The sequence below is a fragment of the Rosenbergiella sp. YN46 genome, assembly GCF_036620675.1.
Lineage (GTDB): Bacteria > Pseudomonadota > Gammaproteobacteria > Enterobacterales > Enterobacteriaceae > Jejubacter.
The window spans coordinates 17,568-39,485 of the sequence record NZ_JAZHEE010000037.1 but is presented as its reverse complement, the minus strand read 5'-3'; the positions used below and the strand labels follow the sequence as shown (position 1 = coordinate 39,485).

Here is a 21,918-nt window from a genome sequence, read left to right as displayed (position 1 = left end):
CGGTTCCAGCGGCTTTTGTGTTCTTCAGGACGGTAAAACCATTGTTTTTTCTTCGATGCCCACTTACAGCCCATTTCTTTTAAAATATCTTTGTGTTCTTTAGTTTCTCCGCTAATCCAGACCCAATTACCAATAACTTCATAGACAATCCCTTTAAGGCCGGATAGCGTATTCAAAACTTTTTCCAGATCTTCACCGTAGTTGTAACGTGCGTTTTCATCTGTGCTTTGAAACTGATTAATTTTATCAATGTTAGCCATGAGAAAATCAAAAGCTGTATTTACGGCCTTCATCAGTTCAGCACCTAATGGATTACGATCTGGATGATATTTCAAAGCCGCTTTTTTATATGCAGCTTTGATATCCTTCTCCGTTAATTCACCTGACAAACCAAAAACATTTAATGCTTCCTGAATATTCATTTTTAGCTCCCGCCCGTGTGGGCTTCTGGAATCTGGCAGGGAACCATTCCCAACCAACAAACTCATTATACCATCAAATGATGGTATATCAACTGCTAATTATTCCCGTATTCATCGTTAATACCTAGTGACTACAGTATGAAAATACTGTGAGATTTTTACTGGCCTGCCCTCAGCCCGCTTGTATTTATTCTTAACGTTCTGCCAGGCTGCATTGTCATTACATGGGGGTATATAAGATGCTCATTCAGATAAAGCATACACCGCTCGCCGCAGCCGAACGACCGAGCGTAGCGAGTTAGTGAGCGAGGAAGCGGAAGAGAGCCATTGCTAAATCAGGAACCGGACACACTCGGCTTAAATTTTTGCTCTAAAAATCATTATATAGGAGAGTTTCACCAGCGTTTGTATGCCATACAACTTGCACAAACCCGTAATTAATACTATAGTAATGCTTACGGTAACATGGATGCATTGAGTGTCATGGGAATTTATTTAACACCTGAATTTGAGACAGAGCGGCAGAAGGCCCGCATCAGCAATGCCATGTTGTGCAAAGCGGCTAAGGCTATTTTTTCTGGTCTGCCGGGTGATCCACTTGGAAAATTCACCTTTAAAAAGCGCCTCGGCTTGCCCGGAGTAGGAGCCAGAGATGGAGCACGATCAATCGTTTTTTTCAATGATGGCGACAACATCTTCTTTTTTGATATGTATCTGAAGAGTGGGCTTTCAAAAAAGAAAGGAAAAGAGCTTGAAGATGATGAAATTGATGCTTACTGCAATATCGCAAAAGATTTTATCTCAATGAGTCCGGCAACTATAAATAAGCTTCTGTCTGATAAAGAACTGATCGAGGTAAATTGTGATGACTGAACGTCTGAAACGCATTCAAGGTATGGCTGAACGCTATAACAAACTAGGCGTGGTAAAAGATGAAACCGTAGCTGCAATTGATGCAGCGGTCGCAGCCCGTAATATCCCGGCGATCCGAGTTATGACCGGTAGCCAGATAAAGGAAGTCCGCACTCGCTACAACATGTCGCAAGCGGCATTGGCTATAACAACCGGCATGTCTGTAGAAAGCGTCTCCAAATGGGAGCGAAACGAAAGCAAACCGAATAAGGCTGCTCTGCGAATCATTAACATCATCGATGCTAAAGGGCCACAAGTGTTCATGGCATAAGCCAGTAATGCTACCGTAAGAAAGGGAAGCCGCTTAGGCGGCTTTCATTTTACTGGAGGAAATACATGCTCGATATGCGATTAGGGAATGATAGCGATATACCTTTTATCATGAATTTGGTGCGTGATGGGATAACATCAGGTGCATTTTTTTATTTTGGTGGCAAGGGCTTTGAAACAGTAAAATCTGAGCTTGAGAGCGTTACTCGAAAATATAGAGATAATATTCCCATAGGGGATTATCTCTTTGTCTTTGACGCGCAGTTAAAGCGAGAACCGGTGGGTTTTGCCCTGCTTACCGGGCGTAATGATTTTGCTGGCCGCGCTTCGCATCTGGAGATCCGTATGTTCGCCGTTGCAGCAGATAAGCAGGGTAAAGGTATTGGCAAAAATATGCTTACCTCGATTATTGAAGCTACTCCCGGTCACAGGCTGGAAGCATCCTGTCTACCTCCATCCATAAAAATGATGAAGTTGCTGGCCGGAAGTGGGTTCAAGCTAATAAATACAACTCAAGGCGGTAAGAAAACGTACCGTTTTGTAGATTAGTTTAATCAGCGAATTACGTCACAACTGATAGTACTGTTTAAGTATCCCTATACCGAACTGGCAGAATCCGGTACTGTTTATCTACATGACACCAACCCTAACCAGACCAGTATCACCAAAGGACTCTAACAGTACCATGTCCATGTTTGTTCGCGCCTACCTTCGGGCTTCCACCAGTGAGCAGGATGCTCAACGTGCCCGCGATATGCTTGACCGCTTTGCTCATGAGCATAATGTCATCATCTGTAACTATTATGCTGAGAATGAATCAGGCGCACGCCTGGAGCGTCCCGAACTTTTTCGTTTGCTCAATGACAGTCGCCCTGGTGATGTATTACTCATTGAGGACGTCGATCGGCTTTCTCGTTTAAAAGGAGATGAGTGGGAGAAACTTAAAGCGATCATCCGTCAGCGTGGCGTGTGGGTTGTGGCCGTCAATGTTCCCACAACCTGGCAGCACCTTTCTCCCAGAGCCAATGAATTTGACAGCCGAATGTTTGCGGCCATCAATGATATGTTGCTCGATATGCTGGCCGCTATTGCACGGCGCGATTACGAACAGCGGCGGGAACGTCAGCAGCAGGGCATAACCAAAGCGAAAGCAGCGGGTAAATACCGTGGGCGGCAGGTCAATAAGCCGCGTTACGATGCTATCAACCGGCTATTGTTGAGCGGTAGTTCCTGGACTCAGGTTCAGAAAACGATAGGTTGCAGCCGAAGCACTATCAGCAGTGCCATCAAATATGCAGCCAGCCAGATTGAGGCTAAAACTCCAGAAGAAACTCATGTGGCCTCCCCTGCCCCACATTCTATGACCTTGTTTGTGTCGATTGAAAATGGCAGTAAATTTACCCGTGGGAAGAAAAAAACCAGAGAGTTGATTGACTGGTTCATCGAAGCTGAATTCGACGGTCAAATTTTGGGGGGGAATGAATACCGGATACCTCTGACTGCTGAAAACAACGATCAGTTGAAAGAACAGGTAGAGTATTTATTTAGTGAAATTAATATGATAGCAGATGATCGCAACTGTCTTGTCATTGACTGTCTGCTGACCAATGACCAGACCGGCCGGGGGTGGGATGAATATGATGGAAGGTGGCAAACATAGTCACCTATAGGTTTAATAGACCTAAATCGCAATTTAGGTCTGTAGTAATTTTCACATAATATGCAGTTGCAACAATGTTATAATCCAATTAATTTAACCTATATCAATATCATTTTAATATTAAAATGATTTACTGATTGGTTCCACCAACAGTGGTTCCACGGGTAATGAGTTGTTTTACTGCCATCCTGATTAGTGCCGCTCTTGATACCCCCTCTTCTGTTGACATGATATCTAAAAGCTCGATGACATCAGGGTCAAATGTCACTGTAATCTGCTGTCGCTGACCTTTGACGACTCCCTTTTTTTCGGCAGGTGTTTCACTCTTAATGCCATCGGGAGCCTGATTTATGAAGTTACTAATGGTATCTACTGGTTCTGCCTTGACTACAGGCTTTCTTGTAATAGCCATATGAAATCCAAATGAGTTTATTTTAATATTACTTTAATTCTAAAACAGTATTGAAACAAGAGTATCTAACTCTGTTTTTGCTGCCTTCTCATGAGCACGCAATTTAAGCTCGGAAACAGACCTTCCGCTTCCTGCTGCTGCTGCAAAAACTTTCCTTTGCCTGATTGTGTGATCCAGTAATTGTATGTCTTCGTTATAGTCTCTCATCGCATCCAGCATATCGGCATTATCATTGCTGCGAGGATTGGGATCAGCACGGTTGAGTAAAGAGAATGCTGTTAAACCGTCTCGCACACTTCTGGCATCACGCACCAGATTGACAACATCTTCCATAGCCCACACCTCAAAACTACCAGGAACGAAAGGCACTACGAGAATATCAGTCAGCGTTAATGCTGCACGCATTGCTGTAGAGTCCCTACCTCCACATTCAATGATCACCTCATCAAAATTAGATTTCTGTTGTAAAACCTGCGTCCTAAGAATTGGGCCGTCAGGAAAATGAGAACATGCTAAGCCTGGTTCTAAACCCGCCTCACTACGGATCAAAATTGCTGTTTGCGAGGAACCCTGCCGGTCTCCATCAACCAGCCATACACGTTTACCTAAGCGGGCACGTTCTACTGCGATGTTTACTGCGAGGGTAGACTTCCCCACACCGCCTTTCGTATTTGCAATTGTAAGTATCATCTTAATTTAATCCATTTTAATATTAAAAACGATGAATTGACGCAGCTATATTAAACCCTCCGCAAGTGATGTCAATAGGTATTTTGATGTTTTACCAATAGTATTTTAATATTAAATAGATAGTATTATAAATGTTAAATGATATCCTTTTAAGGATAAACACTCATCCCGCATTATCCTCTGGCAGTCGCTCGCTTTGCGGCTTTACATCCGAATAGCTACATATTTCCTACTGGCGAGCAGTGCGCAGCCAGTTATTTAAATGCCGCAAAGCGGCATGGAGGTGCCAGCCAATTCTGAATATAGCTTTACTGGTGAATGGCACCGTGACCCGGCGCAGCCGGTTACCGTTCTGATAGGTTCTGCCAATCCATCCCTTCACCCTGCCAGACATAAACCCGCTAAAAGCGATACAGAAGCTTTTGTGCGCTGTCGGAGTGGTCACGACAAGGCGTAGCCGCAGTCGGGGCGTATCTCCGCGTTAGCGGGCCGTCAGGGCCGCTTACGGGCGTATTAATCCAGACCTTCCAGCGATACTTCTAAAAGCGACTTGGTTCTAGTTACAACATCCATCATTAAAAGCGACGCTGTTCCGGCCTCTGGCCGGGGCGGGGCCGCTTTTCAGTGGTGGGCGCGGTGATGAGGTTACAGATGTGCACGTTCTGGTTTTGCGGAAGCGTATCCTGAATGCTGTAACTAAATTCAGTTGCCTTACAGTGCCTGTCGCGTAGCGACGGGAGGTAACTTTGCTTTTACCGAACCGGCGCGGACGTGAGTCCGCTGCAAGGGCGGGCATTCTCTGAGGCTGTCCACAGGGCAGACGATGAACAGGTTATTTGTTTATATGAAAAACATAAAAGGTATTTAAAAGAAGTACTGAGCAGGTTTTTAAAGGGAACCACGCACTTTGAAATCAGGTCGGCTGGCGCTCTGTGAGCATAACGGTTGTAACCTTATGGAAAAGTCCCTTGCAGTTACGTGTGGGTAACTGAATTCATCGGGCAAAGATGGCACTGGCGACAAAATTTCAGCACTGTCTGGCAGGAAAAGTGGAGGGATCATGGATGGGCGTCATGCCAGTTCGCTCAGATAATAAGCAACGGTGAGTAACAGACGTGCAGAACCCTCCGGCGTCAGCCGGATTAATGAAAGGAGAGGGGATCAGGTGGTGGCCGTTGCCAGCCGCGTATAGTTGTTGCCACGGGACATCAGCATTCGCTCTTTTACACGCCTTGCCTGTTCCCGACGCACGGCGTCCAGGTTGCCGGTAAAGCGGCCCTCGGCAATTTCCCGCGTCAGTTGCCGCTTCACGATAGTTTCAATATCGCGGCGGTTACGGTCAGCGTCACGGCGGGCGCGGGCGCGCTTCAGCCCGTGCGATTTGCGTTCGGACTGGTAACTCCGGAACCGCTCACGCACGAACTGCCAGGCTTTGGCTATCAGTTCGTCCATGTCCAGTCGGGGGAGATGTTGTTTTTCACGCTGCTGGTTTTCCCACTCCACGCGACTGCGCCTCGCGGCCACAACGGCCACGTCAGAAACATCCAGCGCCGAGAACAGGGCAGGGGTGAACGTAATATCGGTTGGAATGTTACAGCCGATCTGCGGATCATACTCTGTCTGGTAGGTAATCAGCCCAAGCTCAGCCATAAACTTCAGCGCCCGTGTGGCACGGGTGATGGACAGATTGCCGTTTTTCGATTCTGTGGCCAGCCCGCACTCGATGGCCAGATTGGTGATGGAACGCTGGACGCGGTTGGCCAGTGGGTCGTAGTGGAAGCACAGCCCTTGCAACAGCGCATCGATGGCACGGCGGCGTAACAGTGGTGGCATACGGTGACGCACACCCAGCGAACGCGCAAACGCAACGTGCATGGAGAAATCGAAGCGGGACGTGAAGCCTTCGGCTTTCGCCATCAGCTTACGGCAGAACGGCAGCGTCTTTTTGCCCTCACGCGGGGCGAATTCCGGATTTGGGTTTTTGACCTGCCGGTAATGAGTGAACAGGGTCTGAGCGTCAGCCACACCTTCCTGCACTTATGTTGCACAGAAGGAGTAAAGCGCACAGAAGGTATTGCGGTTTTCTACGCATGTGCATATACTCCCTGCATAGAGCAACAGCTTCTATGCAGTTTTAGTAGGCCCCGATAATCTTACGAGTCACCAAACTTAAGAAAGATTGTCGGGGTTTCGTTTTTTCTGGTTCCGGATAAACATCTCATCAGAACCAGTTCCCTGCCACCTTACGGCGTGGCTCACCAAAATTTCTTTACTCTGGACAGCAATTTAGCACCGATTCATTCTGCACTCAAGAATGTTCACCCATAACGTTGTTCACTTCTGTGGGACACCGGCATCGGCAATAAGCCGACTGATCATTTCTGCCTGAGAAACACCTTCAGCCTCACACAGGTTTTGTAACCGCTCTTTCATAACTGTTGGAACGTAAACTTTGATTTCTTTATGGGTTTCTTTTCGGCGCTCCATTAGTGCTTGTTGCCTTTCAGACACAGATAATGGATTACCTTTTCTGTAAGCACGTTTCGGTGAGGAAGTTGCTGCATTTACGGCTTGCGACATCTCCGCCTCCCCAAGGATCAAAAAAGGATCGTCCCGTGGAGAATACTACAGAATCGGTAAATCAGCGACTTAACTTTTATCGAAAAGGTGATCTGTGTTGGCGCACGGATCACCCCTTCCAGTGAAAGGTCATCTGTACGCCGTTATCAGTAGGTCGATTGCCAGTCTGTCCCCATTTCCCAGCGGGACTGCCAGTGAGACAGATACTGGCTGGCGATGGCGGGCATAAAGCGCATCACCACCACGTTCTCCGAATTTTTACTCGCTCCCGCTCTGCTGAAGTTATAGCTTCCTGACTCAACTGTATGATTATCAACAATTAAAATCTTATCGTGCTGGATAGGGAAGCGGCTGTTTGTCCTCAACGGAATACCGGCATTCACAATCAGATTCATTGCCGCCATGCTGGCTCTGTTGTGGTTGCCTTTCTCGTCGATAACGATTTTTATATCCACGCCCCGTTGATGCGCGGCAATAAGCGCTTTCATTACGTCCGGATCGGTGAAGGAATAGGCCATCATCCGGATACTCTGCTGCGCGGAACCGATGGTGTTCAGCACCAGAAGACGGCCAGTCCCTTCAGGAGAAAAACCCACCTGAATATCCGGAGCCGTCGATATCCCCGCGTCGGCGGGGAAGGGCAGAGAAGACAGCAGGGGAAGACAAAGAAAGCTGGCCCTGACCAGTCTTCCGCATGAAAATAGCATCATCATGATTCCTTTGGATTTTTAACAGAAACGCCGGGGGCGGGTAAAACTTGCTTTTACCCGTTTCCGGGGTTGACCAACTGAGCGCAGCGAAGGCGGTAGCCCTGCTCCCGACCGGGGAGGCAATATGCTATCCTTCCGCGCGACGAAAAAAATGGAGTGGTACTGGTTGACTGTCTTTTATCAGAAACGCCCGACCGAAGAACTAATGCATCTGGCATGGTGCCTGCTGGTAGCGATAAAGCTGTCGCAGAAACAGGGCAAAATTCGCACAGATTTACAGATACACATTTTCATCATGCAGTGGCTGGCTGCCGCGCAAAAACGCAAGCTGTTCCCCCGCTCGGTCGCACAGGACATTCTCTGGCTTCTTGACCAGGGGAAGCGCTACGGTTTTGGTGCCAGGCTGCACCGCAAGGTGGAGTACATCTGGCGTTCCAGTACGGGCGAACTGGCGAAACAAAGCGTGTTATTCCGCTTCACGTATTTTATTGAAACGCTGAAAACAATGGGCTGGCTGGACTTTCTGCTGTCACAGCAGGAATGGCGTAGTTATCACAGGGAATCAGCAACGGCCAGCGCGGTGTATACCCCCAAAGCAGAACTCCATCCTGCATTCAGTGACAGTGGCGAACTGATTAAACCGCTGGAGATCCGCTTCACCGGTGATATTTCAGGCGTATTTCCGTTACTTGAGCAATGCCATTTAAAAAGCGAACAGCGACCTGATGAGGAAGGCTTTTCCGTTATCCGGCTGCTGCCGGAAAAGGCATAGCAACTGGCGTCAGTCCTCGAAAGATTTTTCTTTCACGATGTCCCGCTCGATCTGCTTCAGATGAAGTGACTGATCGGGCTGACTCTCTGCTTCCGGCGCTTTCTCCGGCGATTTATCGCCCAGCGCCGCCGCAATATCCCGCCCGGTAAGCGGATATTCCTCCTCTTTCAGCTTACCAGCCAGCAGCCCGGTATGGATATCATCCTCCGGCTCGCTGATGGCGGCGAGTACCTCTTCCGGACGAATATCCTTCTCACCTTTACCCTGTTTTTCCAGGGCTTCACGGGCAAGTCGTTCCGCCTCCTGTTCAGCGTTCTCCTTCGGCTCAGGAATGAAGGGAAGGGGGTCTTCCGGTTTTTCTGCCACATTGCGGGCAAACTGCGAGGTCAGACTGTCATCGACTACCTGATCAGCGCCGGTGATGCGGCTGATATTGAGCGGTAAACCCTCGCCCTCCATCCTGACGATCACGCCGCTGTCGGGATGCTGCTGTGCAAGCTGCAACCCTTCAGGCAGGCTCTCCGCGATGCGGTTTTCCCCGTTCCGGCTCTGCTGTATCCCTGCAAACCTCGCATCACTGCTGCCAATGACCCGAAAATCACCGGGTAAGGACACGCCGTTACGCTCATCTGCATTTATCGTCAGAATAACCACGCCTGAACGGTTGCCGTTGCTGTCCCACAGCGCGAATGCCAGCCCCGGCTCCGGATGCCGCCTGACGCCCGGCACAAACAGGCCCTGTGATTCGCCTTCAGCCAGCCCGTAGGTTTTCAGCAACGCCCGGCCAGCGGCAACATCGGCAAGAGGGGAGGCCCAGGACAGAATCCCCTCTGCCGTCCTGCCCGCCCGATCCTCACCCGCCATCAGATAATCATGGGCGGTACGATCACCCTTGTTTTTACTGAGTTCAGCCAGCCATCCGGCTCTGTCATCGGTGTAAACCTGCACATGCTCTTTTGTACGGGACAACGTAACGTAACCACTTTCCTTTGTTGCCATTCGCTTTCGCCCTCCTTCAGTCCCTTCAAGCGTAATGACAAACCGGGAACTGGCCCCCTGAGCACCGTATGCCGTGACGGCATACCCCAGGTCGGTATGCATATCTGCCGGGTCATTCAGGTCAAGACGACGGGTAAGCTGACCATCCTGGCTGCGAAGGATCATGCTTTGTCCGTCGATCTGTTCCACGTTCCAGAAGCTGTTTCCGGTATAACCGCGCTCGGCATCAGAACGGGTAAAACGCATTCTGTCGCCCTCACTGACGCTGATAATCCTTGGCTGATAAATCTGTGCATCCTCGGTGCTGTTCTCGAACGGTGACAGGATTTTTTCCCGTCCGTCATGGCTGATAAGCGTCACCAGCCCGCTCTGCCGGTCAGTGCCGCCGACCGTCCAGTATTCCCGGTTAATCAGGGCAACTTTTCCCGTCAGAGCGGCCCATCCCGTCAGGCTCCGAAGCTCATTGTGCCGGACGCGAACCGGGTCAAGGACGGTTATCTCCTGTTCGTTTATCGTAATGCCAGCCCTGTACAGATTGTCATGTATCAGGCGGTTTATTTCCTGCCTGTCCGTATTGAGATGCGCCACCGTCAGTGTATTGTCGCGGGCTTCGGCTGTTCGTCCCGCAAAGTCAGCCGCTATTGCCTCCGTCACGCTGGCGGGCATTCCTGCATCACGTAACGCCTGGATCTGTTCTTTATCCGGACTGACCTGTTCAACGGATGATGCAGGAACGAATGCACCGGCTTCACGCGGCACCACATCCGGTGTGACATTTTCGGCCTTTTCCAGCGCGAGCGCATGTTGCCCTTCAATCATGGCATATACCACTTCCCGAAGTTCCGGCGTCTGGCGCACAATCTCCTTCATAATGGCGGTATCAACGGCGCTGCGCTGCTGCATCAGCCGGAACGGCTGTCCCGGCTCGATGGCCCGCAACTGAGCATCATCCCCGCTGGTAATGGCCCGCCCGCTGCCGGTGGCGATGGCCTGGTAAGCCTCACTCATCGCCCGGTTGCCAATCATTGACGCCTCATCAATCAGGAACAGGGTATTGCTGTAGTCCGGTTTCTCACCGTTCATCCGGGCCTGTCTGTCTTCCCAGATAAAGGATTCCAGCGTCTGCGCCCGGACGCCCACGCTTTTCATTTCCTCAACGGCCCGGTGAGTCGGAGCCAGCCCCACCACCTCCGGTCGCTGGTCGTCCGGCAACGTCGCCATTGCCGCCAGCATGGCTTTAAACTGCGTGGTTTTACCCACACCGGCGTAGCCCTGCACCGCCGTAAAGCGGTCGGCGCTTTCCAGCACCATGCGCGTGGCGGCCTGCTGCCCTGCCGTCAGCCCCGTAAGATACTGTTCAGGCACCGACGCCATCAGCGGCGTGACGCTGCCTTTCCCTTCCGCGATATGGCGCAGAATGGCCTTTTCCGTTTCAAAAGTGGATTTTGGCAGCATCAGCCCGGCTTCCAGCCGGATAAGTTCACCGTCCTTTACCTGGCGGTTAATCTCGGACTGGATAGCCGGAATGCTGACCGCTGAATTAATACTGAGCGCGGCACTGAGCAGTTCCGGGGCCAGGAAGGCGGTTTTCTCATGCTGCACCTGACTGAGGGCCAGATACACGGCCTGAGCCGCCGGGGTTCGTGGCAGTTCTCTTGCGGCATCGAGGGCGGCATCAACCCCTTTTGCGCCGGTGGCCGCTTCCACCTGGGCACTTATCACCCGAACAGCAGGGCTGCGGGCAAGTTTTGCCTCGCCCCGTTCAGCATCCATTGCGGTAAATATCCGGATATCACTGCCGCTGCGGGTCAGGGTATTAAGCACATCATCGCGCATCTCACGCCCGCTGAGCGCGGCCAGCACTTTTCCTTCAGGCGCTATCGATTTACCCAGGGATTCAACATAGTTATGCTCAACCTTCAGGGGCCGGGAGATATCTGCCCGGATAATCTTTCCGTTTTTCTCCAGCGCAACAGCGCCATCACCGGCGCTGACGACGCTGACCACATCCTGCGCCTTCAGCCTGCCTTTCGCTTCCCGTCCCGTAACCCGCAGCTGATCGCCGGGAGCCACCTCCAGCGTCCGGGGTTTGAAAAGGCTCCATGAGGCGTCAATCTGGCTGATTTTTTGGTACTGCTGCTCCCCTGCCTCATTCACAAGACGAAGAACACTGGTTTCAGCGCCAACACGATCAATACGCCAGCGCTCCATGTTCTTTTCATCGGCATTCCAGCGCTCCATTACCATGCCTTCGCGGTAGGTATCACGGCTTTTGCGGTTCTTACTGTCGAGCCAGACCGGAGACAATGTTTCAATCCGGATATCATCGCCGGTGATACGCCCCTGCTCACGTAGCGCATCACGAATGTACCCCGTCAGTACCTGTTGCTCACGCTCACCAGCAACCTGCGCAACGACGCTATGCCCGGCTGTAATATCGCGGGCATACTCTGCGGCAAGATGGCTGTAGCGGACTTTTTTATCCGCTTCAGACGTAAGTTGTGCCACAGGCACCGGCGCGTCATTGAAACGATAGTGGGCGGCACCTTCCTCCTGAAGAACCGAAAGGACGCTGCCTGTCCCCTGCCGTTTACCACTGTCCATCAGCAGGATCTGCGCACCGCTTTCCCGCGCTTTTTCCATCAGGAATACGCTGTCCTTCAGCCCCAGCGTTTCGGCCTCTGTGACAATCACAGTGGTATGAGCAGTCAGCGGAAGATCGGCTTTCAGTGCGCCACGTCCGACAATCAGCCCGGACAACGCCTCACTGTCGCCCAGAAAAGCTTCATTTTTGCGATCTGCGGCCAGCACCATAACCTGACGCCCCTGCGACACCGCCAGTCCGGCCAGTTGTTCGGCCCGCCCACGCTGGACGGCTGCGCCGCCGCGCCCATATATCACCGCAAGTGGATCGCGATTCTCTGCCAGTTCAGCACAGACGCCGGTAGCGGCGGCAAGCGTCCCGTTCAGCAGGGCTTCGCCGGTGACAATGGCGCGACCGGAATCCATATGCTCCCGCGCAAACTGGCGAACCGTCAGTTCATCGAGTACATGGATATCAGACGTGAAAATACCCTTATCCTTATCGAGGGCAATAAGACGACCCTGTTCAATGGCGGTATCGATACCCGTTCTGGCCCGCTGCACCATATCCTTTTCCGCTGGCAGAAGTGACACAACGGCGGTCAGCACTTCGCTGTAGGCAAACTGCGCTTTTTTATCACTGAGTGACGACAGCGCCTGCGTGATGGCCTCTTTCATTGCAGGTTCTGCCGTGCGTGTCACGCTGGCCGGAGAACCCGCTTCCGCTTCGCCGCGTTCTGCTGCCTGCGACCGGCTGCGTTCACGGGCAGCCAGGATCGTCTTATCCGGATCAAAGTCGTAATCCGCCAGCACCTTATCCCACTGCTCACGTCTCGCTTCCCCTTCGACGAACTCCTTGTTTTTACGGGTATCCAGCGCTGCTACCGAGCGGGAAAGCGGGCTGGCATCCCGCCCTACGGCATCATCAATCTGCGCGGTTCGCTGAGAAAATGCGCGGATCACATCCGGTGGGACTTCAGCAAATTCATACATACCATGCGGCCCGCTTCTGACCGGCGTGTAACCACAGTCTTCCACCATCGGGCGTAAATACTCACGATAAAACTGCCCGTAAGCGAGCTTCATATCGTAAACCTGCTCACGAATACCGCTGCGCTGGCGGGTATCACTTCCCAGCGCGTGCCACTTATCATCATCAGCGCGGGTGACATTGAACAGCAAACCGTGCGAATGAAGGTGCATTTCACCTTCACGGTTCGTATCATGCGTATAGACAGCGGCAACCATATTGCCGGTCGTCACCGTAGTGGTGACACCGTCACGGGTAAGGCGGGTATTGACACTTTTCTCCACTTCGAGCATTGCCAGCCTGACCGCCTCATTATGTGCATCAATCAGCCTGGTATCCCCGCCCAGCAGGGCGAGAATGGAAAGACTTTTTGGCGCACCAAAGGTCAGATCCATGCCCGGACGGTTTGTTTCATTACCCGCTATCTGGCGGGAAATCACCGTGCCATCCGGCAGATGCCCCCTGAGCATTTCATCAAAGACTTCCGGGACGACTGTTCCCTCCAGTCCGAGCATGGCCGCACCCTTCCCCAGCCAGTGACCATCGGCATTTTCCAGCGTCTCAAAGTTGGCTTCACCGCCATAATATTTGGCATCGCCATGAATCGGTTCAACTGAAAGCATCACAACTCCATATCAATTTCATGTGACGGGTGGTGATTGATATTCACCTCCTCACGGCGTACCTCATCACGGGTGCCGTGCTGCATCTCCTGCTGCCAGGCTTCATACGCCTCCATATCGATAACCTCGCCATCCGTGCTGATGCCATGAGGTATTTCGTTCTCACGGCCACCACCACGGGCAGGTTTATCCGCCACGTCTGGCTTTTCACCAGACGGGCCGCTTGAAGATGAATCTGGCCCGGCCACAGCCGGTGCAGGCGGCACGTTTACGGAATTGCCCGCCAGTGCCGCATCGGTTTTCCCCTGAGTGTCGGAAGCGATAAACAGCTTTCTTGCTGCCAGGCGTTCACTGCTTTCCTGCTGACTGATTTCCTGTTCAATTTCAGGGTCGAGAGACGTTTTCACGTCACGCTCCAGAAGTCCTTCCGCGACTTTCGGCAGGGGCTGGTATTTCAGGGTGAGGCGAACAACGGGATATTTGCCGGGCAGCGTGACGAAGCACTGAAGGTCTTCCAGTCCCTGAACGTCTGAATAGCTGACTATCGATACCCGTTCTTCGTCTTTGCCGTAGCTGATACCGTCACGCACCTCATCCGTACCAAAGCTGGTCTGTTCAGAGAAACGCTTGCGGACGGTCTGGCCGATATCTTCCTCAACAAATTTCGCAATGGCCGCGCTGGGCGAACGGAAAAAATATTTGGTATTCAGCAGGTCATAGATAGCAGCAGCGAATTTTGGCCCGTAGGTTTCTTCAAGCTGCGCATAGGACTGAAAACCCAGCACAAAGCAGCCGCCATACTTTCGGGCCTCCGCAATGATGTAGGGCAGATTAGGCAGCTTATGCAGGGAAGGCAGTTCGTCGTAGAAGAACCAGACACGCCGGTAGCGGTTCTCGTGCAGTGACAGAAGGTTGCCGGACGCAATCCCCAGCCACATTGATATCAGCGGCTTCAGCGATTCATGGTGACGCTGGTTGGACGTGATAAACAGCCAGCCGCTGCGCTTTTTATCGCTGTTGCCCTGCATCCATTTACGGATGGTGAACGGTTTTTTGCCCTCGCGGTCGATGCCCTGCAAATAGCGCAGAGACTTCACATAGTTGGTGAGAACACTTCGGATTGAGATGGCCGTTTTCTCAATGCTGCCATCAACCAGCGTGGAAGCAGGCGTTCCGGCCAGAAAGTCACGCAGCTTGTCGAGCTTGATCGCCAGCAGTGTGCGCAGGAAGCTGTTATACGTTCGCTTTTTATCGCCGCGCATCTGCTCCGCACCTTCAGCAAAAATCGTTCTGGCCGACCCCTGCCAGAAGGGATCGCCGCTGTTTCCCATCGGGATAAGCGTTTCAGTGACAGCCTCCAGGTCGGGTAGCGTCTGACATTCCGCCCACATATCCCAGTTAGCGCAGCGCCTGTCCATCGGGTTAAGAATGATATCGATGGATTCATCATAAAATTCTTCAACAAAGGTATTCCCTTTGTCATAAATAATGACCGGTACACCGGCTTCACGCAGATGGAGTAATTTCTTACGCATCAGCGTGGATTTGCCTGTCCCCACCGTACCGTGCATGGCGAAATTCTGTATTTCTGAGTCTTTGACTATTGGCAGGCCGTCAATCACGATATGTGAAGCCGTTCCCCGCCTGCGCATAAGACGCGCCACCACTTTTGGGTTATCTTCAAGAATGCGGCCACCGGTAACTTCATCTTCGCTGGCCTTTTTACCGACCCGCCCGATGTACCAGAAAATACCGATAACTACGATAAACGTTATTATCGACGCAAAAAGTCCGGAAAGAATGAGTTCATTTCGCAGCGTGATACCACACCATACGGTGTACTTATCGGTGAGGATTTTATCGTAGGTATAATAAAGGGTATTACCGTAATACCTTACGGGATAAACAGGCGGCTTTCTTATAATTGAACCAAACGGGATTAATGTATGACTCCACCAGTAAACCAGCCCGTTAAGGAACGTCTGGGTATTTAATCGCAGATAAAGGATGAACCCCAGCAAAGCCAGCCACCCGATAAAAACATAGTAGAACAGAATATTATTAACTTGCAGGAACATCCGGAAACGCATAAACGTGACCTGACCGCCCTGCGTAATATCACGGCCTTTTAAACTCATTTTTTTCTCCGGCAAGAGGACTTAACCTGTTATTTTTTGCGAGCGATTAACGCGAACGTAGAGGTTATAAATAAGGTTGGCGTAATGTTCCCGTTTACCGGCATTCTTATCGGAGAAACCGGCGTTGTATGAACCCAGACAGTGCCAGTTAACACCGCACGTCCGTAAATGTCTGGCGAGTATCCATGCACCGATCTGTACATTCAGGCACGGGTCATTCAGTAGATCCTGCGAGGAGCGGATAACCCCCATTCTGACCAGTTCAGGAATATGCCTGCTGTTTATCTGCATCAGGCCATAGTCTTTACCAAGTCGCGGGCCGTTATCATTGGTAATTCGCGGATTGAGGCTGCTTTCCTGTATGGCAATCGCTTCAAGCAGCATCGGGTCAAGGTGATAGCGTTCTCCTGCCTGCACGAAACAAAACGCGCTGGCATTCATTGAGCACAGGCAGACCGCCACCAGTATCAGTGATTTAATGAGTCGCATAGATTTATTCCACAGGAAAAAGCACAGCCAGGAAGACTGCGCTTATCAGAGACTTAATTACAAATGATGATTCAGTTTGAGCAATGGAGCATTAATATTTCAGTATCGGCTGTCGTCGAAGCCGCTACTAAAAGAACTGCCATGATCTATTGAATGGTTATCGAAGCCGCCAGAAATATGATTATCAGATGAAAAGAGACTGTCATGATTCAAGGCACTACCATAAGTATCACCTCCGGCATCAAAGTAATCGCTGGTCATAGCCAAACCTGTTGCCGGGTTGAAGTCATTAGCATGAGAACCAGTTACAGAATAGTTTCCTGATTCAAAGTTAGCCAAATGACTATCAGCAATGCTCATTGCAGCAGGGATCAGGTTATCAGAGAATAAGTCTGCCCGACCCGATGATAAGGTTTCAGTGAGAACTCCGGTAGCAATGCCCCCCGCAACCTTAGATAAAGCATTTGGATGAACCTTACCTTTGATGCGTCTTTCAACTTCCCGAAAAAGAATATTTTTATAAACTTTCTCAATAACTGAGTTTGGATAGCCTTTTAACTTCATTTCTTCAGCTTGATCTTTCCCGTAATAGAAAAAAACTATTGAGTTAGCCACGCAACCTATAATTTGCAAAGCCAAGAGAAAGATAAAATTCCTGTCTTGTTTGAAATCTCCACCAAACCAATATACAAACACCAAAAACGCAAAAACTATAATTAGAAGGTAAGCAATTACATGCTTTGACAATAAGTTCCTCAAAAACAGATAACTTATAAAAGAGAGAATAGCTACTCCTAGCAAAATCATATAATAGACAATATTATAAGGAGAATAAAAAAACACACTTATCATAAGAAACGTGGCTGAGCTAGTTAAAAGTGGTAATAGTCTTATCTTATTCATTTTTATTCTCCTTCAATCTCTCCACTGCATTGCTAAGATCTCCCGGATTTGGAGTGCTCTGATCATTCTGATGACCTGCGGCTTGAGCATAATTATCAGCAAATTGACCTTTTGACTCATCATTCTCCCTTCTGAGTTTATCGCTTTCTCGCTGAACATCACTGTGACCCTGCTCAATATTTGCGCCGGTCTGTTTAATAGCTCCCTGATTTCTCGTCAGAGAATCATCAACACCCTGTGTTATATTTCCTTTTATGCCTGCGGATTGCGCCCTGCGTTCGATTTCCTGCTGACCTGAATTAATCGTTCCGGCGGAATCTCCATTTGATGGTTCAACACTCTGCATACCGCTCGCCAGCGAGGCACGATTACTGTTGAAGTCACCTTCAATACGTGACCGCAGTTTTTCTTCCACAAAGCTATCCGCCAGTGCTTCACGTTCGTGACGCACATTTTCATCAGCCGTATTAGTCAGAATACGGCTGGCATCCCCCGGCGCTTTTTGCTGAACATAACCCACAAACTCCTGAGAGAGATTGCTGGTTTGCTGTGCCGTTTCGCTTTCCGACATTGAGGCCACTTTACTGTACTCATGGCTACGACTGACACTGCTGGTATATTGCTGGTACTGGCTGTCAGCCACACTCAGTGTGGTGCCAATCTGCTCAAGTTGTGAAGCGGAACTGTTATCGTTACGAACCGCAGAATGCGACACCCGGTAACTCTGAAGTATCTGTTTCCCTTCCCGGAAATCGCGCACATTTTTAGCATCTTCACTACTGGTGTGATCGGTGCTTCCGGTCTGACGTTGATCTGCCGAACTCTGACTACCTGTACTGGCTGAAATCTTACCTGAAGCCCCAACATCAGCCCCGATAGTCCATTTTGCCACTTTCCCAAGCGCTGAATTACCTGAAGATATACCCGCATGCGCTTCAGCCTCAGCCTGACGGGCTTTGGTTTCAATCTCAGCCCATGCCTGCTGTTCGCTGATACCGTGACGTTTGGCATAGTCTTTCGCCGCAGAGATCATCGAGCTAACCCCTCTCGTGGCCTGCGCCGTCTGCGAATCATCCGTGCTGGTATTCATGGTATTGCTGTTACCAGTCTGCTGTGAGAACTGCTGCGCCTGGTTATATGCGCTGTTCATGGCATGGTTAAAGCCCTGCAACGATGTTTCAGCCTGCACCTGGCTTTCTCTTGCCAGCCGTTGCGCAGAAGAACTCATTGCGCGGCCAAAGTTTAAATCCATAGGCAATTTAGATGTGCCTGTCGTACTGTTAACTATCGTCGTTCCGTCAGCCGTCGTTCCCTGCATAGAGCCATTCGCCAGTTGCTGATCCCTTCGCCCGGAAGCAAAGGTACTGTTCGTATCCCATTTAAAGCCCTGCACGTTATCCGTCTGCATATTGTTAAACGCATAAGTACCATCTACGGCCTGAGAGGACGACTGAGAGGCAACCCCCTGTGTCATGCTGCTGAGATAGCTGCCCGCCTGGGAAACCACGCCACCCAATCCCTTCACCATGCCATAAGCGATAAAAGGAATAGAGAGCGAAAGCCAGCCCGCCGTTGATGCAATCATCGAATGCTGCTGCTGGATCTGAGAAAGGTTAGACAGCGTAACGTCATAAGCGCCACCGGCTTTCAGGTAAAACGTCATGGCGTTATTTAACACTGCAAACAGCAGCGGCCACGCCTGAAGATAAGCCAGGGTAAAAATATACCCCTTGAGCACAGTCCAGGTCAGCGTGTTAATAATAGCCAGCACAATCATTACCGGGAAAAGCCCGATCATCATCCCCAGAAGAACGGTCTGCATGATTGGCAGATACTTCATGGCGATATTCGCGCTCACCGACTGCTGCATAATTTGCTTCTCAGTGGCCGTTTCCGTCGCAATATTCATCATACTGGCGGTATCACCATTACGTGCAGCGTAGGCGCTGATACCTTTGCGCAGCCCGTTCATCACGACATTCTGCTTTATAATGCCGCTGGCGCTGCTGCCGGCATTATAAAAATAGCCGTAGCTGTCGCCCAGAAGGGAGGCAAACAACTGCTCCCGGTTGGCCCTGGAACCAAACAGCTTCTGCGCCCAGAACGAGAACGTCTTTCCACCACCGGAAGAATCCGTACCTATCTGCTGTTGCAGGGTTACTGCGGCCTGCTGGCAGGTCTGGAAGTTACCCGCCTTATCGAATATTCCCCGTAGTGGGCTGGGTTTCTCAAAAATCTTCGAATACGGATCGGTGCTGTTCATCAGATCTTCCATTGAATACTTATGATTCAGAAAGATATCGCCTATTACGCAGTTCTGCACATAATCGGAAAAGAGTCCCGCAATCTCACCATCGGCAAAGGTAAAACCCGTACTGGCCTTCACCAGTCCAGAGCCAAACAACATCCCGGTTTTGCTGTATGACACCGCATCAGGGCGATGAAATACACTCTCATAAGCCTGCGTCAGCGCATACCCTACAGAGGTGATCAGCGATGCAGGAATTGCCAGACCGCCAGGCACATTATCCACCTGGTGAACGGCTGTCGGGTCGGTCATATCAATGACCTGCACCGAATGCTTATTGGCGATAAGCACCCCCGGTACAATCACTATCACCGCCACCCACTTAATGAAGGTCAGCACATCTTTCTTCTGCAACCAGCTCCATATAACGGCAAGGACGGAGAGAATGGAAGCCCATTTAATCAGGGTTCCCCAGGTGGCCGATGCGGTTAATACCGCCACGGCGTTCAGCGAGTCAGCCAGCCAGTCACCACCCGTAATGGTATAAATCACCTGCATAATTACATACCTCCGGAAAAGCGATAGTTGTTCTGATAACGGTCGAGTAACCGTCCGGACAGTTGCTGGCGCATATAGCCCATCTGACGTTCAACTACCATCAGCGCATCCTGCTGTACCTGAACCCTGGACTGCATGATTGCCAGTTGCTTGTTGGCGTTTGCCATGCTTGCCTGCAACGGTTTAAGCGCACTGTCGGGGTAGCTTTTGCTCGCCAGCATAACGCGGGCCTGCTGCATCACTTCCTGCATGTACTGGATGAGAATGTCGAAGCTGATGTAATCAGAAAGCTGATAGATAACCGAATCCGATACGCCCAGAGAGAGAGGATCAACGAGATAACGCAATACCGGAACAGAAGTGGACGTAATAAAGCCTTTTTCCTTTTCCGTCAGCGCTTCATCGGCATAGGCTTTACTGCCGATACTCTGCAACATCTTATTGACCTGACCACTGAGAGAATTCTCTGCGCTGATCGTCACTTCCCCTATTGTTGCCTTCAGGCATTCACCGTCATTGCAGGTATAGATTTTGGCCGTACCGCCATGCAGTAACGCATGGATCAGATCTTCATTTGTCGTCATGGCCGTAAGAGGCTGAGGCTTACCATCATCATCAAAAATAAGGGTGCCGGTAATGCTCATGGCAAACTCTTTTAGCTCTTTGTTTCCGCTGAATACCTGATTTTTTTCCAGCGAGTCCCATATCAGGTTTTTGTTACGCAGCACCTGGTCTTTCATATCCGCCCCGGCTTTGTTACTCATGTTTTTGTACTGCCCCCCGGTGCCGCAGCCCTGACGTGCTGCCGCCCAGTCCGAGAAGAAATTGGAATCGCTGCCGATGGTCTGACAAACCGCGCTGGCATTTTCCTGCGTTTCCGGCCATAACCCACCGACGATAGCCCTTGCGGCCTGACAACTGCTCATGTTGGAACTGTTAACATCGGACGCCAGTTTCTGAAGAAAATCCTTTGCTGACGCCAGTTGCGGTGTCACTGTCTTCAGAGCCAGGTCAAAAAACAGCCCCGGCGCGTTACTGAGAATGGATTTGGCGAACTGGATAAATTCGTCTTTGCTGATAAAGGAAAAGGAACCCAGAAACATATCAATACCGCCACAACCGGCGTTCAGGCTGGGTAACTGAAGCGATACCAGTTGCACATCCTTCGCGGAGGTTCGCGCATAGAGCGCCCCACCCGTGGCGTAACCTGCCGCCTGCCCCTGCCAGACTTTCGGCGTGGTGGTATTCTGCTCATAGCCCAGCTTGCCGAAGAACTTGTTCATATCATCATTAAGACTGGCACCGGCCATCAGGGTATAAAGGAATAAAACACATGCCAGCGCGCTTTTTCTCAGACCGCCGTTCATTTCGCCTCCCCGTTATCCATAGCAAAGCGCAGTACTTCATCAAGCCTTGCCACAAAAGCTTCACGCTCACTTTCTCCCTGTTGAAGGGGATAGGTTTTCATGTTGTTAACGTTCACCAGAAACAGCGTAGGTGTGGCAATAGGCAGACCCTGAGCAAAGAATTCAGTGATCACCATCGGCGGGGCCGGAATTGCCTGCGGCCATGACGTATCCCCCCGGCCATCCAGGGTGTAAGGGAATACTGAAAAGCCGGTGTCCTTAGTAATAGCTTTCAGGACGGGATCGAAAGCATGGCAGTGCGGGCAGGACGACGACATAAAGAGGACGATTTTCCAGTCCCGAAGATTGACCTGCCGCCCGTCGCTGAGACGATAAAACACCGATGCGGGCCGGGTCGAAACCTCACCTCCGCTATGTTGAAGTGCCTGTTTGTGCGCTTCCAGCCTGGCGATCTCATCCCAGGTCGTAGCGTTGACGGACGCGCTGGCTGTGAACGCCAGCAAAAGGAAGGGAAGTGCAGGAATACATCGCATAAATTCACCTGTATTAACA

At 50.8% G+C, this 21,918-nt stretch carries 18 protein-coding genes and 1 pseudogene; 5 read left to right on the top strand and 14 right to left on the bottom strand.

Annotated features, from left to right (window positions below; translation table 11 throughout):
* Window positions 1-422 (bottom strand): DnaJ domain-containing protein (locus tag V3W49_RS19205; RefSeq protein WP_500147633.1); only part of this gene is annotated, 422 nt, incomplete at its 3' end.
* A gap of 465 nt (window positions 423-887) precedes the next feature.
* Here V3W49_RS19205 and V3W49_RS19200 point away from each other — a divergent pair.
* From V3W49_RS19200 to V3W49_RS19185, 4 genes and pseudogenes are all read left to right on the top strand, one after another.
* Window positions 888-1,295: a type II toxin-antitoxin system RelE/ParE family toxin gene (locus V3W49_RS19200; protein WP_336195644.1), complete on the top strand. Its 408-nt coding sequence runs from the start codon at window positions 888-890 to the stop codon at window positions 1,293-1,295.
* Entirely contained in the window at window positions 1,288-1,605 is a 318-nt protein-coding gene (locus tag V3W49_RS19195) for a helix-turn-helix domain-containing protein (protein ID WP_016192357.1), read from the top strand. The genes V3W49_RS19200 and V3W49_RS19195 overlap by 8 nt, the downstream gene beginning before the upstream one ends.
* 65 nt (window positions 1,606-1,670) lie before the next feature.
* Window positions 1,671-2,153: a GNAT family N-acetyltransferase gene (locus V3W49_RS19190; protein WP_336195645.1), complete on the top strand. Its 483-nt coding sequence runs from the start codon at window positions 1,671-1,673 to the stop codon at window positions 2,151-2,153.
* 136 nt (window positions 2,154-2,289) lie between these two features.
* Window positions 2,290-2,910, top strand: a pseudogene (locus V3W49_RS19185) (recombinase family protein); the annotation flags it as partial.
* 484 nt (window positions 2,911-3,394) lie between these two features.
* Here V3W49_RS19185 and V3W49_RS19180 read toward each other — a convergent pair.
* The 6 genes from V3W49_RS19180 to V3W49_RS19155 form a co-directional block, all read right to left on the bottom strand.
* Window positions 3,395-3,676, bottom strand: coding sequence for a ribbon-helix-helix domain-containing protein (locus V3W49_RS19180; RefSeq protein WP_261643209.1), 282 nt, complete (start codon window positions 3,674-3,676; stop codon window positions 3,395-3,397).
* 39 nt (window positions 3,677-3,715) lie between these two features.
* Entirely contained in the window at window positions 3,716-4,366 is a 651-nt protein-coding gene (locus V3W49_RS19175; protein WP_161617813.1) for an AAA family ATPase, read from the bottom strand.
* Between the two features lie 1,161 nt (window positions 4,367-5,527).
* On the bottom strand, window positions 5,528-6,403 hold the full coding sequence (gene repA / locus V3W49_RS19170) for an incFII family plasmid replication initiator RepA (RefSeq protein WP_500147632.1): 876 nt from the start codon (window positions 6,401-6,403) through the stop codon (window positions 5,528-5,530).
* Window positions 6,384-6,458: a RepA leader peptide Tap gene (gene tap, locus V3W49_RS19165; protein WP_500147635.1), complete on the bottom strand. Its 75-nt coding sequence runs from the start codon at window positions 6,456-6,458 to the stop codon at window positions 6,384-6,386. The genes repA (V3W49_RS19170) and tap overlap by 20 nt, the downstream gene beginning before the upstream one ends.
* A gap of 242 nt (window positions 6,459-6,700) precedes the next feature.
* Complete coding sequence (gene repA, locus V3W49_RS19160) at window positions 6,701-6,946, bottom strand: replication regulatory protein RepA (RefSeq protein WP_500147631.1); 246 nt, start codon at window positions 6,944-6,946, stop codon at window positions 6,701-6,703.
* Window positions 6,947-7,092: 146 nt separating this feature from the next.
* Complete coding sequence (locus V3W49_RS19155; RefSeq protein WP_044243685.1) at window positions 7,093-7,656, bottom strand: phospholipase D family nuclease; 564 nt, start codon at window positions 7,654-7,656, stop codon at window positions 7,093-7,095.
* Between the two features lie 124 nt (window positions 7,657-7,780).
* Here V3W49_RS19155 and V3W49_RS19150 point away from each other — a divergent pair, with 124 nt between their 5' ends.
* Complete coding sequence (locus V3W49_RS19150) at window positions 7,781-8,428, top strand: DUF2913 family protein (RefSeq protein ID WP_237723339.1); 648 nt, start codon at window positions 7,781-7,783, stop codon at window positions 8,426-8,428.
* Between the two features lie 9 nt (window positions 8,429-8,437).
* On the opposite strand, the gene traI is transcribed toward V3W49_RS19150, so the two are convergent.
* The 7 genes from traI to trbB all read right to left on the bottom strand — a co-directional run bounded on the left by traI (window position 8,438) and on the right by trbB (window position 21,899).
* Entirely contained in the window at window positions 8,438-13,663 is a 5,226-nt protein-coding gene (gene traI / locus V3W49_RS19145; RefSeq protein ID WP_500147630.1) for a conjugative transfer relaxase/helicase TraI, read from the bottom strand.
* Window positions 13,663-15,801 (bottom strand): type IV conjugative transfer system coupling protein TraD, encoded by a 2,139-nt coding sequence (traD, locus tag V3W49_RS19140; protein WP_500147629.1) that lies wholly within the window; start codon window positions 15,799-15,801, stop codon window positions 13,663-13,665. Before traD ends, traI begins: the two co-directional genes overlap by 1 nt.
* Window positions 15,802-15,822: 21 nt before the next feature.
* Complete coding sequence (locus V3W49_RS19135) at window positions 15,823-16,290, bottom strand: lytic transglycosylase domain-containing protein (RefSeq protein WP_474238318.1); 468 nt, start codon at window positions 16,288-16,290, stop codon at window positions 15,823-15,825.
* Window positions 16,291-16,389: 99 nt separating this feature from the next.
* On the bottom strand, window positions 16,390-17,193 hold the full coding sequence (locus tag V3W49_RS19130) for a hypothetical protein (RefSeq protein ID WP_500147628.1): 804 nt from the start codon (window positions 17,191-17,193) through the stop codon (window positions 16,390-16,392).
* Window positions 17,186-19,999 carry a conjugal transfer mating-pair stabilization protein TraG gene (gene traG / locus V3W49_RS19125; RefSeq protein WP_500147627.1) on the bottom strand — a complete coding sequence of 938 codons (2,814 nt, stop codon included), beginning with the start codon at window positions 19,997-19,999 and terminating at the stop codon, window positions 17,186-17,188. The genes V3W49_RS19130 and traG overlap by 8 nt, the downstream gene beginning before the upstream one ends.
* A gap of 2 nt (window positions 20,000-20,001) precedes the next feature.
* Entirely contained in the window at window positions 20,002-21,366 is a 1,365-nt protein-coding gene (gene traH / locus V3W49_RS19120) for a conjugal transfer pilus assembly protein TraH (protein ID WP_500147626.1), read from the bottom strand.
* Window positions 21,363-21,899 carry a type-F conjugative transfer system pilin assembly thiol-disulfide isomerase TrbB gene (gene trbB, locus V3W49_RS19115; protein WP_500147625.1) on the bottom strand — a complete coding sequence of 179 codons (537 nt, stop codon included), beginning with the start codon at window positions 21,897-21,899 and terminating at the stop codon, window positions 21,363-21,365. Before trbB ends, traH begins: the two co-directional genes overlap by 4 nt.
* Between the last annotated feature and the right edge of the window lie 19 nt (window positions 21,900-21,918).

What these genes read in the sequence shown, in the direction of transcription:
- V3W49_RS19200 (WP_336195644.1), top strand. Translation starts at nt 888, where the DNA reads ATGGATGCATTGAGTGTCATGGGAATTTATTTAACACCTGAATTTGAG.
- V3W49_RS19195 (WP_016192357.1), top strand. Translation starts at nt 1,288, where the DNA reads ATGACTGAACGTCTGAAACGCATTCAAGGTATGGCTGAACGCTATAAC.
- V3W49_RS19190 (WP_336195645.1), top strand. Translation starts at nt 1,671, where the DNA reads ATGCTCGATATGCGATTAGGGAATGATAGCGATATACCTTTTATCATG.
- V3W49_RS19180 (WP_261643209.1), bottom strand. Translation starts at nt 3,676, where the DNA reads ATGGCTATTACAAGAAAGCCTGTAGTCAAGGCAGAACCAGTAGATACC.
- V3W49_RS19175 (WP_161617813.1), bottom strand. Translation starts at nt 4,366, where the DNA reads ATGATACTTACAATTGCAAATACGAAAGGCGGTGTGGGGAAGTCTACC.
- repA (WP_500147631.1), bottom strand. Translation starts at nt 6,946, where the DNA reads ATGTCGCAAGCCGTAAATGCAGCAACTTCCTCACCGAAACGTGCTTAC.
- V3W49_RS19155 (WP_044243685.1), bottom strand. Translation starts at nt 7,656, where the DNA reads ATGATGCTATTTTCATGCGGAAGACTGGTCAGGGCCAGCTTTCTTTGT.
- V3W49_RS19150 (WP_237723339.1), top strand. Translation starts at nt 7,781, where the DNA reads ATGCTATCCTTCCGCGCGACGAAAAAAATGGAGTGGTACTGGTTGACT.
- traI (WP_500147630.1), bottom strand. Translation starts at nt 13,663, where the DNA reads ATGCTTTCAGTTGAACCGATTCATGGCGATGCCAAATATTATGGCGGT.
- traD (WP_500147629.1), bottom strand. Translation starts at nt 15,801, where the DNA reads ATGAGTTTAAAAGGCCGTGATATTACGCAGGGCGGTCAGGTCACGTTT.
- V3W49_RS19135 (WP_474238318.1), bottom strand. Translation starts at nt 16,290, where the DNA reads ATGCGACTCATTAAATCACTGATACTGGTGGCGGTCTGCCTGTGCTCA.
- V3W49_RS19130 (WP_500147628.1), bottom strand. Translation starts at nt 17,193, where the DNA reads ATGAATAAGATAAGACTATTACCACTTTTAACTAGCTCAGCCACGTTT.
- traG (WP_500147627.1), bottom strand. Translation starts at nt 19,999, where the DNA reads ATGCAGGTGATTTATACCATTACGGGTGGTGACTGGCTGGCTGACTCG.
- traH (WP_500147626.1), bottom strand. Translation starts at nt 21,366, where the DNA reads ATGAACGGCGGTCTGAGAAAAAGCGCGCTGGCATGTGTTTTATTCCTT.
- trbB (WP_500147625.1), bottom strand. Translation starts at nt 21,899, where the DNA reads ATGCGATGTATTCCTGCACTTCCCTTCCTTTTGCTGGCGTTCACAGCC.